The sequence below is a fragment of the Occultella kanbiaonis genome (assembly GCF_009708215.1).
Lineage (GTDB): Bacteria > Actinomycetota > Actinomycetes > Actinomycetales > Beutenbergiaceae > Occultella > Occultella kanbiaonis.
Window position 1 is genome coordinate 2,570,745 of sequence record NZ_CP046175.1, and the last position, 14,924, is coordinate 2,585,668.

At 72.5% G+C, this 14,924-nt stretch carries 15 protein-coding genes; 13 read left to right on the forward strand and 2 right to left on the reverse strand.

Annotation, left to right across the window (positions count from 1 at the left end; all coding sequences use genetic code 11):
* Genes GKS42_RS11885 through GKS42_RS11940 form a run of 12 tightly spaced genes read left to right on the forward strand, consistent with a single transcriptional unit; the run spans position 1 to position 12,158 of the window.
* A complete protein-coding gene (locus tag GKS42_RS11885; RefSeq protein WP_154794011.1) occupies positions 1-1,323 on the forward strand; it encodes an amidohydrolase family protein in 1,323 nt (440 codons plus the stop codon).
* Positions 1,324-1,344: 21 nt separating this feature from the next.
* Positions 1,345-2,643: an ABC transporter substrate-binding protein gene (locus GKS42_RS11890; RefSeq protein ID WP_154794012.1), complete on the forward strand. Its 1,299-nt coding sequence runs from the start codon at positions 1,345-1,347 to the stop codon at positions 2,641-2,643.
* A gap of 59 nt (positions 2,644-2,702) precedes the next feature.
* Complete coding sequence (locus GKS42_RS11895; protein ID WP_154794013.1) at positions 2,703-3,653, forward strand: carbohydrate ABC transporter permease; 951 nt, start codon at positions 2,703-2,705, stop codon at positions 3,651-3,653.
* Between the two features lie 5 nt (positions 3,654-3,658).
* Entirely contained in the window at positions 3,659-4,501 is an 843-nt protein-coding gene (locus tag GKS42_RS11900; protein WP_154794014.1) for a carbohydrate ABC transporter permease, read from the forward strand.
* Complete coding sequence (locus GKS42_RS11905; protein WP_154794015.1) at positions 4,502-5,743, forward strand: amidohydrolase family protein; 1,242 nt, start codon at positions 4,502-4,504, stop codon at positions 5,741-5,743.
* The gene (locus tag GKS42_RS11910) at positions 5,740-6,936 is read left to right on the forward strand and encodes an MFS transporter (protein WP_154794016.1); all 1,197 of its coding nucleotides are present in this window, start codon (positions 5,740-5,742) and stop codon (positions 6,934-6,936) included. The genes GKS42_RS11905 and GKS42_RS11910 overlap by 4 nt, the downstream gene beginning before the upstream one ends.
* Positions 6,933-8,132: an enolase C-terminal domain-like protein gene (locus tag GKS42_RS11915; RefSeq protein WP_154794017.1), complete on the forward strand. Its 1,200-nt coding sequence runs from the start codon at positions 6,933-6,935 to the stop codon at positions 8,130-8,132. The genes GKS42_RS11910 and GKS42_RS11915 overlap by 4 nt, the downstream gene beginning before the upstream one ends.
* Entirely contained in the window at positions 8,129-9,079 is a 951-nt protein-coding gene (locus GKS42_RS11920; RefSeq protein ID WP_154794018.1) for a 2-hydroxyacid dehydrogenase, read from the forward strand. Before GKS42_RS11915 ends, GKS42_RS11920 begins: the two co-directional genes overlap by 4 nt.
* 38 nt (positions 9,080-9,117) lie before the next feature.
* Complete coding sequence (gene fgd / locus GKS42_RS11925; RefSeq protein WP_154794019.1) at positions 9,118-10,128, forward strand: glucose-6-phosphate dehydrogenase (coenzyme-F420); 1,011 nt, start codon at positions 9,118-9,120, stop codon at positions 10,126-10,128.
* Positions 10,128-11,309, forward strand: a complete 1,182-nt coding sequence (locus GKS42_RS11930) for an XdhC family protein (RefSeq protein ID WP_154794020.1) — start codon at positions 10,128-10,130, stop codon at positions 11,307-11,309. The genes fgd and GKS42_RS11930 overlap by 1 nt, the downstream gene beginning before the upstream one ends.
* 56 nt (positions 11,310-11,365) lie before the next feature.
* Positions 11,366-11,719 (forward strand): SDR family oxidoreductase, encoded by a 354-nt coding sequence (locus tag GKS42_RS26930; RefSeq protein WP_168217818.1) that lies wholly within the window; start codon positions 11,366-11,368, stop codon positions 11,717-11,719.
* A complete protein-coding gene (locus GKS42_RS11940) occupies positions 11,655-12,158 on the forward strand; it encodes a hypothetical protein (RefSeq protein WP_154794022.1) in 504 nt (167 codons plus the stop codon). Before GKS42_RS26930 ends, GKS42_RS11940 begins: the two co-directional genes overlap by 65 nt.
* A gap of 3 nt (positions 12,159-12,161) precedes the next feature.
* Here the strand turns inward: GKS42_RS11940 and GKS42_RS11945 are convergent, their stop codons facing one another.
* Complete coding sequence (locus GKS42_RS11945; protein ID WP_154794023.1) at positions 12,162-12,677, reverse strand: DoxX family protein; 516 nt, start codon at positions 12,675-12,677, stop codon at positions 12,162-12,164.
* 191 nt (positions 12,678-12,868) lie between these two features.
* On the opposite strand from GKS42_RS11945, the gene dinB reads away from it, so the two are divergent.
* Positions 12,869-14,131: a DNA polymerase IV gene (gene dinB / locus GKS42_RS11950; RefSeq protein ID WP_154794024.1), complete on the forward strand. Its 1,263-nt coding sequence runs from the start codon at positions 12,869-12,871 to the stop codon at positions 14,129-14,131.
* Between the two features lie 48 nt (positions 14,132-14,179).
* On the opposite strand, the gene GKS42_RS11955 is transcribed toward dinB, so the two are convergent.
* Positions 14,180-14,824 carry a maleylpyruvate isomerase family mycothiol-dependent enzyme gene (locus GKS42_RS11955; RefSeq protein ID WP_232848027.1) on the reverse strand — a complete coding sequence of 215 codons (645 nt, stop codon included), beginning with the start codon at positions 14,822-14,824 and terminating at the stop codon, positions 14,180-14,182.
* Positions 14,825-14,924 lie beyond the last annotated feature (100 nt).

Here is a 14,924-nt window from a genome sequence, read left to right on the forward strand (position 1 = left end):
GTGGGTTCCCCGACCGTGTTGACCGGTCTCGCCGTCGCCGACGCGACGAGCGAGCCCGTGCCGGCGACCGCCACGGTCGCCAGTGAGGCGTTGCGCGTCGAGACGCTCACCGGCGGGGCGGACGACGGCGCGCACGTCGCCGGGGCCGCGCTGTTGCCCGGACTGGTCAACATGCACGACCACCTGCGGGCGTTCCTGCCCACCGGGCGCGCGTCCGAGGGGATGCCGCTCGCCACCGCGATCACCTCCTCGGCGGCCGCCCAAGCGGTCGCCGAGCCGGCCGACTACCGGGCCCTGACCGCATTGGGCGCCGCCCGTCAGGTCCACGCCGGCGTGACCACCGTCGTGGACCACGTGTACCCGCTGCACCGGGACGGACTGCTCGAGGCGGTCGTCGAGGGACACCGGGACGTCGGCCTACGCGGATACGTCGCGCTCGGCATCATGACCCGCGGCGCGGCCGACCTGTGCACCTCGGTGGAGGACGTCGTCGGCCTCGCCGAACGGGCTGCCGACTCGGTGCTGCCCCGCGAGCACCTCTACCTCGCGCCGGTGTCGATGCGGTCCAACGCCCCGGACGACTACGCGGTCGTGGCCCGGGCCGCCGAACGTCTCGGCGTGCGGCTGTACACCCACATCGCGGAGACCCAGGCCGAGGTGGACGCCTGCCGTGCAGAGCACGGGCTTCGGCCCGTGGAGTTGCTCCACCGCGCCGGGTTCCTGCGCCCCGGGACGGTCCTGGTGCACGGCGTCCGGCTCAGCGACGCCGAGATCGCGCTGATCGCCGACACCGGCGCGGTGCTGGCGTACTGCCCCACGAACCACCTCCGCTTCGCGAAGGGCTTCGCGCCGGTGACCGACCTGCTCGCCGCAGGGGCTGCCGTCACCCTCGGCGTCGACGGCATGGAGAGCCCGTTCCACGAGATGCGCCAGGCGGTCCACGCCCAGGGGCAGGCGGCCGGTGACCCCGGTGCGCTGACCTCGGCCCAGGCCTTCGACATGGGCACCGGCGCCGGCGCCCGGGCCCTCGGGCTGCCCGAGGGGCTCGACGGCGGCGACCTGGTCCGCATCGACCTCACCGCACCGGCCCTGCAGCCCCTGGCGGACCCCGTGTGGTCCGTCGTCCACCGCGCCGCGCCCGCCCACGTCACCGACGTGGTCGTGGCCGGCCGGCACATCCTGCGCGACGGCGAGCTCACTGCTGCCGACGGCGTCGCTATCGCCGAGAAGGCGGCCTCCGTGATCCGGAGTCTCGCCGCTCGTACCGGTTCCAGCGTCCCGCAGTTCTGGGACATCCCCTCCCGCACAGCTCCCCCTCAGTGAAGAGACAAGGAACGAAGAACAATGAGCACTTCCTCTCCCCGCCTCAGCCGCCGTCAGCTCCTCGCCATCGGTGGTGGCGTCGCGTCCGGCCTCACCCTCGCCGCCTGCGGCACCGGCTCCGGTGGCGGCGGTGACGACCCGACCGGCGGCGGCTCCGGTTCCGGCGGTGGCACCCTCGAGCTCTGGGCGAACGCGGCGATCGCCGGCGACTCCGACTCGGGTCTGCAGCGCGCCGTCCTCGCCTGGGGTGAGGCCAACGGCGTCACGGTGAACGTCCAGGGCATCCCCACTCAGGACCTCGTCCCGAAGCTGACCACCACGAGCAGTGGCGGGTCCGGCCCGGACGTGGCGATCGTCGACGTCTCCTCGGTGCCCCAGCTCGCGGCCGCGCAGGTGCTCGCCGACGTCACGGACCAGGCGAGCTCGGTGACCGGCGACTTCGGCGACGAGCTGCTCGCCAGCTCGAGCTACGACGGCAGCCTCTTCGGGCTCCCGTACACGACGAACAACGTGGGCCTCTACTACAACCGTGAGCTCCTCGACGGTGCCGGCATCGCGGTGCCGACCACCTGGGACGAGCTGCGGGAGGCTGCGATCGAGCTCACCGGCGGGGACCAGTACGGGTACATGATGGGCGCCCAGGGTCAGGGTGCGTTCCTGTTCTGGCCGTGGCTCTGGCAGAACGGCGGGACCATCCTCAGCGAGGACCTCACCACCGCGACGTTCGCCGATGACCTTGGCCAGGAGGCCTTCGCGTTCTACGCCGGCCTCGCGGTCGGTGACAAGGTGGCACCGCCGGAGTTCGTCGGCTCCAACGCGAGCTGGGACCAGTACGTGGCTCCGTTCGTCCAGGGTCGATGCGCCATGATGGCGATCGGGCCGTGGGGCACGGCGCCCGTCGTCGAGGGAAACCCGGATCTGCAGTGGGCGGTGGCCCCGCTGCCCGGCGGCGCCGAGCAGGCATCCGTCCTCGGCGGCGCGACGATCAGCGTCGGGCACAACTCCGGCCAGAGCGATCTGGCCTGGGAGCTCGTCAGCTGGCTGACCGCCTCCGACCAGATGCCCTACATCCAGGACACCGGCAACATCCCGGGCCGCCGGGACGTCATCGACTCCGACTGGGCCTCCGAGGATCCCGACCGGCTCGTGTTCGTCGAGCAGATGGAGGTCTCCAGGGCCCGCCCGGCGTTGCCTGTCTGGGGCGACATCGAGTGGGGCGTCATGGCCAACATGTGGGACGCGGTGATCCAGGGGCAGCAGGCACCCGCCGACGCTCTGGCCGCCGCCGCCGAAGAGACCAATCAGAAGCTCTCCAGCTAGTCCGCCACCGAGCCGGTCGCCCCAGCGGCGACCGGCTCCGGACCCGAGCCAGGAAGACCATGGCAACCATCACCACTGAGCGTCCGCGCACGTCGCCGGAGCACGCAGCCCACGCGCGCAAGCAGCGCGTCCGCAGGCAACGCCTCGCACCGATCCTCTACATCGGACCGGCCTTCGTGGCCATCGCACTGATCATCGGGTACCCGGTGTTCAACGCGATCGGCACCAGCTTCCTGAACGCGAGCCTGCTCGCGCCGGGTCAGGACACGTTCGCCGGGTTCGACAATTTCACGGGACTCTTCCGCGACCCGGCGTTCTGGGTCGTCATGGGCCGCACCTTGGTCTGGGCCGGCGCCGCGCTCATCGTGCAGGTCGGCCTCGGGCTCGTCATCGCGAACACGCTGAACAAGAAGCTGTTCGCCCGGGGCGCGATCCGGACCACGCTCATCGTGCCGTGGGTGGTGCCGACCGTCCTGGTCGCGCTGATCTGGCGGTTCCTGCTGGACCCGGTCTCCGGCCCCATCAACGAGATCCTGCGCGGCACCGGGCTCTGGGAGAACCCACCGGTCTGGCTGGCCGACACCCGGTTCGTCCTCGGCGTCCTGGTCCTGATCAGTGCCTGGAAGTGGACGCCGTTCACAGCCGTGATCCTGCTCGCGGGGATGCAGCAGATCCCGCCGGAGCAGCACGAGGCCGCGATGATGGACGGCGCGAACGCCTGGCAGCGGTTCCGGAACGTGACCGTGCCGGGCATCCGCACCTCGCTCGCGCTGGTCACGCTGACCACGATCTCCGGCGCCATCAACAACTTCAACGGTATCTGGCTGTTCACCCGCGGCGGGCCCGTGGGAGCCACGGAGATCCTGACCACGATGGCCTACCGGACCGCGTTCACCGAGTTCGACTTCGGCAAGGCGGCGGCCATCTCCGTGATCATCTTCGTGATGATGATGGCGGTCGCCGTCGTGTACTTCTACGTGGTCGAGGGACGCAAGGGAGACAAGCGGTGACCACCATGACCACACGCCCGCGCCGCCGGGACCGGCGGTACGCCTCGCCCGGCGCCCACGCCTTCGCGATCCTGCTCCTGCTCGGCACGCTGCTGCCGTTCGCGTGGATGGTGCTGTCCGCGTTCAAGACCCCGATGGAGCTCAACGGCGTCGACAAGCGCCTGCTGCCCAGTGGGTTCTACCTCGGCAACTTCGAGAAGATCGCGGACACGAACTTCTTCACGTACTTCCTGAACTCCGTGATCGTCGCGGCGGCCACGACCACGATCGCCCTGCTGCTCGCGATCCTGGCCGGCTACGGCTTCGCCCGGTTCACGTTCATCGGGAACCGCGGCATGCTGCTCATCGTCGTGGCCGCCCAGATGTTCCCGGCGGTCATGCTCGCGATCCCACTGTTCATCACGGTCAAGACCCTCGGCCTGCTCGACTCCCTGACCGGTCTGATCCTGGTCTACATCTCGTTCGCGCTGCCGTTCTGTATCTGGCTGATGCGCAACTACTTCATGGCGGTACCGGTGGAGACCGAGGAGGCTGCCTTCATCGATGGCTGCTCCCGCTTCCGCGCGCTGTGGCAGGTGGTCCTGCCCCCGGCGATGCCCGGTGTGATGGCCGCGGCGGTGTTCACGATCATCCAGGTGTGGGAGGAGTTCCTCTACGCCAACACGTTCATCGACACCGACGCCAAGCGCACCCTGTCCGTCGGGCTGAACTCCCTGATCGGAGAGTTCACCACCGACTGGGGCCGCCTCCTGGCGGCCGGGGTGCTCGTGATGATCCCGGTGCTTGCCATCTTCGGATACCTGCAGCGGTACGTCACCCAGATCGCGGGCGGCGGGGTGAAGGGCTGAATGACGGCACATCTCCTGCGCGGCGCGCACCTGACCTCCGGCGAGCGCGTCGACGTCCGCATCGAGGGTGAGCGAGTCGCCGCGGTCCTCCCCGCGGGCACGCCGGACAGCAGCGTCGACGAGCCTGCCGGCTCAAGCACGGACCTGACCGGGTACCTGCTCGCCGGGGCGTTCGTCGAGCCGCACGCGCACCTTGACAAGGTGTTCACCGCGGCCCGGGTACCCACCGGTGACGGCACCCTCGCCGGGGCGATGGCCGGCTACCAGACGATCCTCGCGGACGCGTCCGATGCGGACGTGCAGTCCCGGGCGCGGCGCGCGCTGCGTACCCTCGTCGCAAACGGGACGACGGCGGTGCGCAGCCACGTCGGGTGCGGTCGCCTCCTCGGGGTGCGTGCGGTGCTGTCGCTCGTGGCCGTGCGGGAGGACCTGCGGGACCTCGTGGACCTGGAGCTGGTCGCGCACGTCGGCGGCCCGGGCCCGGGGGAGACGTGGCGCGTCCACCGGCGCCGGCTGACCGACGCCCTCGACGCCGGCGCCGACGGCGTGGGCGGCAACCCCTCGAACGAAGCGGACCCGGTAGCGGCGCTGGAGGAGTGCGTCGCGGTCGCCGCCGAGCGTGGTGTGCCCGTGGACCTGCACATCGACGAGACCTCCGACGCTTCCATGCTGCTGCTGCGCCGCCTCGCCGTCCTGGCCCCGCAGGTGGGCGTGCCGGTCACCGCGAGCCACTGCGTCTCGCTCGGCTTCCAGGATCCCGGCGTGGTCGCGGACGTGGCCGCCGAGGTCGCCGCGGCCGGCGTGTCCGTGGTGACCCTGCCGGCGACGAACCTCTACCTGCAGGGCCGCCACACGTGGCCTCGACCTCGGGGCCTGACCGCGGTCGACGCCCTCCTGGCGGCGGGGGTGCGCGTCGCGGCTGGTGGCGACAACGTGCGCGACCCGTTCAACCCGGCCGGCCGGCTCGACCCGCTCGAGACCGCGTCGCTGGCCGTCACCGCGGCGCACCAGAGCCCGGAGCGTGCCTGGTCGATGATCGGGAGCGACGCCCGCGCCGTCATCGGCCACCCACCGGCCGGCCCGGTGCCCGGGGCGCGCGCGGACCTGGTCGCGATCCGCGCCGACTCCGTGGGCGACGCCGTCGCCCTCGCCTCGGCCGAGCGGCTCGTCTGGCGAGCGGGACGGCTCGTCGCACGCACCGCCGTCGACCGTTCCGGCCCCGTGCACGAGGTGACCGGATGAGCATCGCCACCACCCGCTCCGGGTCGCTGTGGGCGATCGAGGAGATCCGCGCGGTCTTCGTGCTGTGCTTCGCGGGCCTGACCAGCTTCTCCATCACGCTCGCCGCGCTGCCTGCCTGGGCTGCCCAGCAGGGCCACGCGGACACCGTGGTCGGCACCGTGACCGGGGTGATGCTCGGCGTCACCGTCCTCGTCCAGCTCGGCTCGGCCCGGCTCATGCGCCGGTACTCCACGCGCACGCTGCTGATCGTGGGCTGTCTGCTGCTCGGCCTGCCGTCGCCGCTGTACCTGCTCGGCACCGACCTCTGGGCGTTGTATGCGATCTCCGCGGTGCGAGGTGTCGGGTTCGCCCTGGTCACGGTCGTCGGCGCGCTCGCGATCCCGCGCGCCGCCCCCGCGCACCGGCGCGGCGAGGCCATCGGCATCTTCGGCCTGGCGGCCGCGGTCCCGATGATGCTCGGCATCGCCGGCGGCGCCGCGCTGACTCTTGGCGGGTCCTTCCCCGTCGTCGCGACGCTCGGTTTCGTGCCGGTGGTGGCGCTGGTCGCGGCCCACCCCGTCTCCCGCACCCCGCTCGGTGGCCCCGCCAACGGATCCGGCTCCTGGCGGCGGGTCCTGCTTCCGCTGCTGATCCCGGCCGCGGTGCTGCTCACCGTCACGGCCGCCGGGGGAGGCCTGGTCACGATCCTGCCGCTCCAGCTGCCCGCGGGCGCCACGGCCGGGACCGCGCTGCTCCTGTACGGGGCCGTGGGGATGGTGGCCCGGTGGCGGATCGGCCATCTCACCGACCGGATCGGGCACCGCGTGCTGTACCCGCTGCTGCTGGTCGTCGGGGTCGCCGGCCTGATCCTGACCGCGCACGGCCTCGCAGGAGGAACCGTGGCCACGCTCATGGTGGGCGCCGCCCTGTTCGGGCTCACCTACGGCGGCATGCAGACGGTCCTGCTGGACCTGAGCTACCGGGCCGTGCCCGAGCAGGACGCGCCCACCGCGAGTGCGGTCTGGAACGCGGCGTTCGACGGCGGCACCGCGGCCGGGGCGTCCGTGCTCGGTTTCGCGGCCGGTTCCGCCTGGAGCGGTGACGGCGCACTGCTCGCCGGTGCGGCAGCCGTCGCCGTCGTGGGCATCATGGGGCTCGCACCGGTGCTTGTGCACCGGGCCCCCGCACGCACCGATCGAGAGGACACCCCGTGATCATCACCGACGTCAGGTGCGTCGAGTATGTGGGCCACATCGACGCCCCCGAGCCGATCTTCGCCGACCGGCTGCGCCGCCCGAGCGACGTGTACCCGGAGTTCCGCGCCGGGAGTGCGCAGGAGTTCACGGAGGTGGCGCCGGGGCGCTACGAGATCCGGTCGACGTTCCTGCACATCGAGACCGACACCGGCCTGGTGGGGAGCACGGCGCAGCTGTCCGGCGAGCAGGCGTTCATCATCACGCACACGCTCCGGCCGCTGCTGCTCGGCGCGGACCCGCTCGCGACCGAACGGATCTGGGACGTGCTGTACCGCTCCTCGATCCACGGCCGGCGGGGAGCCGGGATGGTGGCCCTCTCGGCCGTCGACTGCGCCCTCTGGGACATTCGCGGCCAGCACCTCGCGGTGCCGGCGCACGTGCTCCTCGGCGGGCCCACCCGGACCGACATCCCGGCGTACGTGTCCACGCTCGGCGAGAGCCTCGAGTTGAGGCGGGTCGCGGCCCGCACGGCCGATCTGGTCGAGCAGGGCTACCGCGGCCTGAAGTGGTTCCCCCGCTGGGGCCCCGAGGACGGACGGGCCGGGGTGGACGCCGTCGTCGCGCTCGTCGGCACCGTGCGCGACGCCGCTGGCCCGGACGTCGACATCATGCTCGACGCGTGGAGCGGGTGGGACGTGCCGTTCACCCTCGAGGTCGCGCACGCCACCCGGGACCTGCGCGTGGCCTGGATCGAGGAGCCGCTGCTCGCGGACCAGGCGGCCGGCTACCGGACCCTGCGCAGCCGTCTGCCCGACGGCGTCCGGATCTCGGGCGGCGAGCACGAGTACGGGCGCTGGGGCTACGCCGACCTGATCGCCACCGACACCCTCGACCTGTACCAGCCCGACCCGCACTGGGACGGCGGCATCTCCGAGACCACGAAGATCATGGCCCTGATCAGCGCGGCCGGCGGGCAGCTCGTCCCGCACGGACAGTCGCTGCAGTGCAACGCCGCGGTCTCGTTCGCGGCCTCGCCCGCCCTGATCCCGCAGATGGAGTACCTGAACCGGCTGATGCCGATGTACCAGCACTTCCTCGCCGCGCCGATCCGTCCGCTCGACGGCCGCATCGCCGCACCGACGCAGCCCGGCCTCGGGATGGCGATCGATCCGGCGAGCGTCGTCTCCGATCGCGTCGTCGGGATCCGCGCATGAACTCCACGAGCCGCACGGGCACCGTGCTGGTGTGCCTGTCCGCCTACCCGAGGGACCTGGTGGAGTCCTGGGTCGAGCGCGCCGGGCGCGTCGAGGTGGTGCTGGCCGACGGTGCCCCGCTCGCGCAGCTACTCCCCGACCTCGAACGCGCGGACATCGTGGTCGGCGACGCGGCGCGGCGCTACCCCCTTGATGCCGCCGTGCTGGCCCGGATGCGGCGCTGCCGGCTGCTCGTACACCCGGCCGTCGGGCTCGACGGGGTCGTGGACCTGGCCGCTGCGGCTGCCGCGGGCATCCGGGTCGTCAACGCTCCCGGCTACAACGCCGAGGCGGTCGCGGACTGGACCCTGCTGGCGATGCTGACCACCCTTCGGGACGGCGTCGGCGCGGACCGGGACCTGCGCAGCGACGGCTGGCACGCTCGTCCGCTCGGCCGGGAGCTCGGCGCCATGACCGTGGGGATCGTCGGCTTCGGCGCCATCGGCCGCGCCGTCCACCGGCGAGTACGAGGCTTCGGCGCCAGGGTGCTGTGCAGCGACCCGCGCCCGCTGACCGCCTCGGACGCCGAGGGGGCAACTCAGGTGGACCTCGACGAGCTGCTCGCCGACAGCGACCTGGTCACCCTGCACGCCCCGCTCACCGACGCCACCCGGCACCTGCTCGACGCCGCCCGCCTGGCGGGCATGCGGGAGGGCAGCGTCCTCGTGAACGCTGCCCGCGGCGAACTCGTCGACGAGGTCGCGCTGGTCGACGCCCTCCGGGCCGGACGCCCGGCGGCCGCGGCGCTGGACGTGTACGCGACCGAGCCGCTGCCGCCGTCCAGCCCGTTGCTGGACCTGGACAACGCCTTCCTGACGCCGCACATCGCCGCGGGCACCGAGCAGGCCCGCCAACGCGTGCGCACGCTCGTGCGGGACGTGATCCGCGCCGAGCTCGACGCCACCTGACCCACCCTCCGACCCGACGAACCCCCCGAAGGAACACCATGCTGCGCCTGGGCTACAAGGCCTCCGCCGAGCAGTTCGCCCCCCGCGACCTGCTCGGCTATACCGTGCTTGCCGAACAGGCCGGCTTCGACTCGGTCTTCGTCAGCGATCACCTCCAGCCGTGGCGCCATGACGGCGGCCACGCACCGGCCGCCCTGCCGTGGCTCGGTGCGGCGGCGGCCAGCACGGAGCGGGTGCTCCTGGGCACGAGCGTGCTGACGCCGACCCTGCGCTATCACCCCGGCGTCGTGGCGCAGGCGTTCGCGACGCTCGGCTGCCTTGCCCCTGGGCGGGTGATCCTCGGTGTCGGGTCCGGCGAGGCGATGAACGAGTCACCGCTCGGACTCGAGTGGCCGGACGGCAAGGAGCGGTTCGCCCGGTTCAAGGAGGCCATTGCGCTGATCCAGGCGCTCTGGGCGGGTGAGCGGGTCACGATCGAAGGCAACTACTACAGCACGCGCAACGCGACCATCTACGACCTGCCCGAGTCCCCGGTGCCGATCTACATCGCGGCCTCGGGGCCGTCGGCCACCCGGCTGGCCGGCCGCCTCGGCGACGGCTTCATCTGCACCAGCGGGAAGGGCCGCGAGCTCTACACCGAGACGCTGCTGCCGGCGCTTGCCGACGGCGCCGCGAAGTCGGCGCGGACCCTCGCGGACCTGGACCTGACGATCGAGGTGAAGGTCTCATTCGACACCGACCGTGCCCGCGCCATGGACGCGACCCGGAACTGGGGCGCGCTCGCGCTGACGTCGGAGGAGAAGACCGGTGTCGAGGACCCGGTCGAGATGCAGCGGCTCTCCGACGCCCTCCCGGTCGAGCGGACCGCGAGCCGATGGATCGTCTCCGATGACCCCGATGAGCACGTCGAGGCGATCTGGTCCTACGTCGAGATGGGCTTCACGCACCTGGTGTTCCACGACCCCGGCGCGGACCAGGCCGCCTTCATCGAGCGCTACGCCGAGCACATCCTGCCCCGGCTCCGGGCTCGGGCGATGCGCGAGGCCTGATGGACGCCGTCCTCGATGCGATCGCGCGTGAGCGCGAACCCTTCGCGCTCGCCACGGTCGTCTCGGCCTGGAGCTCGGCGCCCCGCGAGAGTGGGGCGCGGATGCTCGTGCGCTCCGACGGGTCCGTGGTCGGGTCGGTGTCGGGCGGCTGCGTGGAGGGGGACGTCCACGCCCTCGCGGGCGAGGTCCTGGCCGACGGCGCACCTCGCCTCGTGCGGTACGGCGTCAGTGATGAGGTGGCCGGCGCCGTCGGGCTCACCTGCGGGGGGACGATCGAGGTGCTCGTCCAGCGGGTGGAGCCGGGCGATGGGTCCGCACCGGCCGGCGACGCTGGCGCCGCAGCGGTCGCGCTGACGGCATTCGCGGCTGCCGTGACGGCTGGACGGGCCACGGCCCTGGCCACCGTGGTCGACGGTGCCGAGGGCGCGGTGACCCGTCAGGGTGCCGTGCTGAGTGTCGACGACGTGGGCCGGGCGACGGGGGCGACCGGGTCGGTCCGGCTGGACGCCGCGTTGGCGGCCGACGCCGCGGCGGTGCTCGAGACCGGTCGGACCGCGGAGCTCACCTACGGGGTCGACGGGTCCCGGCAGGGCGTGGGCATCCGCGTGCTCGTCGACGTCGTCGCGCCGCCACCGCGGCTGATCGTCGCCGGGGTCACGGACTTCGCCGCCGCCGTGGTGTCGATGGGCAGGTTCCTCGGCTTCGAGGTGACGCTCTGCGACGCGCGGTCGGCCTTCGCCACCCGCGCACGGTTCCCGGATGCCCACGAGGTCGTGATCGACTGGCCGCACCGCTACCTGGCCGGGGAACTGGCCGCGGGCCGGGTCGACGCCCGCACCGTGGTCCTCGTGCTCACCCACGACCCGAAGTTCGACGAGCCGTTGCTCGAGGTCGCGCTCGGCGCCGACCTCGGCTTCGTCGGGGCGATGGGTTCGCGCCGCACGCACGCCGACCGGCTCGACCGTCTGCGCGAACGCGGCCTCGGCGAGCACGCCCTGGCCCGGCTGCACTCACCCGTCGGCCTCGACCTGGCCGGCCGCAGCCCTCGCGAGACCGCCGTGTCGATCATGTCGCACGTGGTTGCGACACGTGCGGGCGGTTCCGGTCGTCCGTTGGCGGAACTGAGCGGCCCGATCCACCGCGATGCGGGCGCGGGCGGGTACCCGGCTCCGCCGGCATGACGCCTCGGTCCGTAAGGCCGGGCGGAGCACCGGCCGGTCGACGGCGGGCGCGGCGCATGAACCGCGGTCAGCGGTGGTCACCGAGATCGAGGAGCGGTGGTCCCGGCTCGACTCGCCTCGGTGCCCTGGTCCGTCAGCTCGCCGTCGACCACGGCACCACGGTGCGGGTCAACGCGATCCTGCCGGGCGCGATCGAGACGCCGTTGTGGGCGCGGCGGGACGAGGGCTTTCGCGAGGAGGTCTGCACCCTGATCCCGATGGCGCGCCTTGACGCCGTCGACGAGGTGGCCTCCTCGGGCCGGAACCCGCCGCTAGTCTGTGCGGATGTGCCGCATCCGGTCTGTCGTGGCCGCGACCACGGCCCTCCTCCTGTTCACGTCCGCCTGCTCCACGGCGAGCGGCGGCGGTGACGACCTGGCCGTCGGGACGTCGGTCGAGGTGAGCGCCGGGGAGTCGGCGACGCTCGCCGTGACGGTGACGGACGTCCGCGCGGGCACCGTCGAGGACCTCGAGAGCATGGGTGTCGACGCGTCCTCGCTGGCAGGCCGGAGCCCGTGGTTCCTGACGGTCACCATGGGTCTCACGGAGGGCACGATCCAGGACGTCGACCGTGACCTGATGCCATCGCTCGCGCCCGACCAGTGGTCCGGTGAGGTCTCCAACGGCGCCGATGCGCAGCCGTTGCAGGTGATCGGTGACTACGACTGCACCGTCGACGGCTCCGCGACCGCCGGTTTCACGGACGACGAGCCCCTCGTCGACTGCGTGGCGCTGCTGACCGCGGACTCCGCCGTGCTCGAGAGTGTCACGCTGGCGGACGTCGGCACCTGGGCCGTCACCGCGGGCTGAACCTCAGCGGGCGCCGCGGCGCACCGCGTCCGGTTCGCGCACGTCCTCGTCCCGGCGCCGCGGACCGCGGCGGTGGCGGCGCCCGGCATCGACGGCGACGGTCGTGGTGGCCGCAAGGAACACCAATTGCAGGATGGTGCGCGGGAGCAGCTCGTCCCACCAGGGCAGCGAGCCGCCCGAGAGGGCAAGGTTCACGTTCGCGGGGAACATGACGACGAGCAGCAGCGTCAGGCAGGTGGCGGCCGCGGCCACCGTGCGCGGCCAGAGCAGCCCGATCGCCCCGGCGATCTCGGCGAGACCGGTCAGGGTCACGACCAGCTCGGGAGCGGGCACCCAGTCGGGCACCATCGCGATCATTTCGGGTCGCATGCCGACGAAGTGCGAACCGCCGGTGAGCAGGAACATGGCCGCCAGGCCGCCACGGAGAGCGACGGCCGGGCGCCGCGGCGGTCGGACCCGGATCCGCCCGACGACCAGGAGCACGCCCGTCACCGCTACCAACACGATCACCGGTTCCATCTGTCCACTCCTGTGCCTGAGAGTTCATTCGCAGCGGCTCCTCCACGCGAACTTGTCGCTGTCTAGATTAGGTGGCACGCCGAGAACTTGTCAATGACTAGTTCCGTTTGGGGCATGCCCCGACGACGATCGCGGTCGGCTCGAGGCGGAACCCATCGACGTCGAACGGATGTGCGATTAGACTCGGGTTCGTGTTCGTCGGACCGACCATCCTGCATGCCGACCTGGACGCGTTCTACGCGTCGGTCGAGCAACTGCTGGACCCTGCGCTGCGGGGTCGGCCGATCGCCGTCGGCGGCAGTGCGCACGGCGGCGTCGTGCTCGCGGCGTCTTACGAGGCGAAGGCGTTCGGCGTGCAGGGCGGGATGCCGGGCTGGCGGGCCGCCCGGCTGTGCCCGGAGCTGGTCTTCGTGCGCGGGAACTTCTCGAGGTACCAGCCGTTGGCGGACCAGGTCATGGACATCCTCGGGGACCTGACCCCGGCCGTGCAGCGGATCTCGATCGATGAGGCGTTCCTGGACGTGTCCGGTTCCGTGCATCTGTTCGGGCCGCCCGGCGTGATCGGCGCCCGGCTGCGCGCCCGGGTGCGGGCCGAGGTCGGACTCGCGATCTCGGTCGGGGCCGCCCGCACCAAGCACCTCGCGAAGGTTGCCTCCCAGGTGGCCAAGCCCGACGGGCTGGTGGTGGTCGAACCGGAGCGGGAGCGGGAGTTCCTCGAGCCGTTGCCGGTCGCGCTGATGTGGGGCGTCGGACCGGTGACCCAGCAGCACCTGGCCGATCGTGGCATCCACACCATCGGTGAGCTAGGGCAGGCCACCCCGGCGATGCTGCGCTCCCTGCTCGGCCCGGCCGCCGGCGAGCGGCTGCACGCCCTCGCCCACAACGAGGACCCCCGGCGGGTGTCCTCGGGTCAGCGGGCCCGGTCCGTCGGCGCCCAGTCCGCTCTCGGACGGAGGGAGCCGACGGCGGAGCTCGTCCGATCCGTGCTCGGTCACCTGGCGGAGCGGGTCGGTGGGCGGATGCGCGCGAAGGCCCGGGCCGGGCGCACCATCACCGTGCGGGTGCGCCTCGCAGGAATGCGGACCGTGACCCGATCGAGCACCCTTGGCGCGCCCGTCTCGTCCACGCTCACGATCACCGAGGTGGCGGAGCGTCTCGTCTGGCAGGCGCTCGGCGACCAGGGGGAGCCGGTGCCCGAGGTGAGCCTGCTCGCGATCTCGGTCTCCAACCTCGGTCCCCAGCACGGTGTGCAGCTCGAACTGCCGCTCGGCACCGAGGACCCGTGGCGGCCCGGCTCGGCGATCGGCTCGGCCCGGTGGGCACTCGACGCCTCGATGGATGCCGCCCGGGCGAGGTTCGGCAAGAACGCGGTCGGCTACCTGCCTGCCACGCTGGGTCGGGGCGCAGGTGTGCCGGACGACTTCCGCGAGCTGGCCGAGAAGGATCTCGGGTGAGTGCGGGTCACCGGTCGCTGTCCCGGCCCGCCGGGCGGCGGGCCGGGTTCAGGACATCACGGCCCGCTCGGCGAGGACCGCGGCACCCTCGCCGGTGAGCTCCGCGCAGTAGTCGACGCGACCGGTCATCGCCATGATCAGCGCGAGCGTCGATCCGACCACGGGCGCACCGGAGCCCGCCTCGAAGTCGGAGTCGTCGGCCCGCAGGTGCAGTCCGCCGATCCGGCCCTTCGCCACGACCACCTGGTCCGTGCCGGCGTAGTACCGGGCCAACGTGACGAGCGTGTCCGTGGGGAACGCCCGAACCAGACCGAGCGGACGGCGGATGTCGCTGCCATGCACGATCGTCTCGCCGAGGATCGCCGGGCGCGGCAGCGGGGGAGTCGTGGTGCCGCCGCGGACGGCGTTGAAGCGCGCCAGCGTGTCCGCCCCGGACGACCCGAGCTGCTCGTCCAGGCGCATCCGGACCTGCTTGTCGAAGTCGAATCGGCACCGGACCACCCCGGCGAACCACCGGATCCCGTTCAGGCTGGCGCCCGCGGTCAGGTGGGCAAGCACTTCCCGCACGGTCAGGCCCGCGCACAGGGAGGGGGTCCGCCAGGCATCCTCGTCGAGGTCGGCGACGTCGGCCGCGAGGGCGGCTCGTTCAGCGTGGATCAGGGGCCAGATGCCGGTCCGGTCGGTGCGCGCCACACCCGGTACCCTCCCGCGCCCTGCCACCGGTGTCCAGGGACCTTGGGCCCAGGGCCGTGTCACGTCCTCGGACGTAGCGTGGTCATAGAGGTGACAGGTT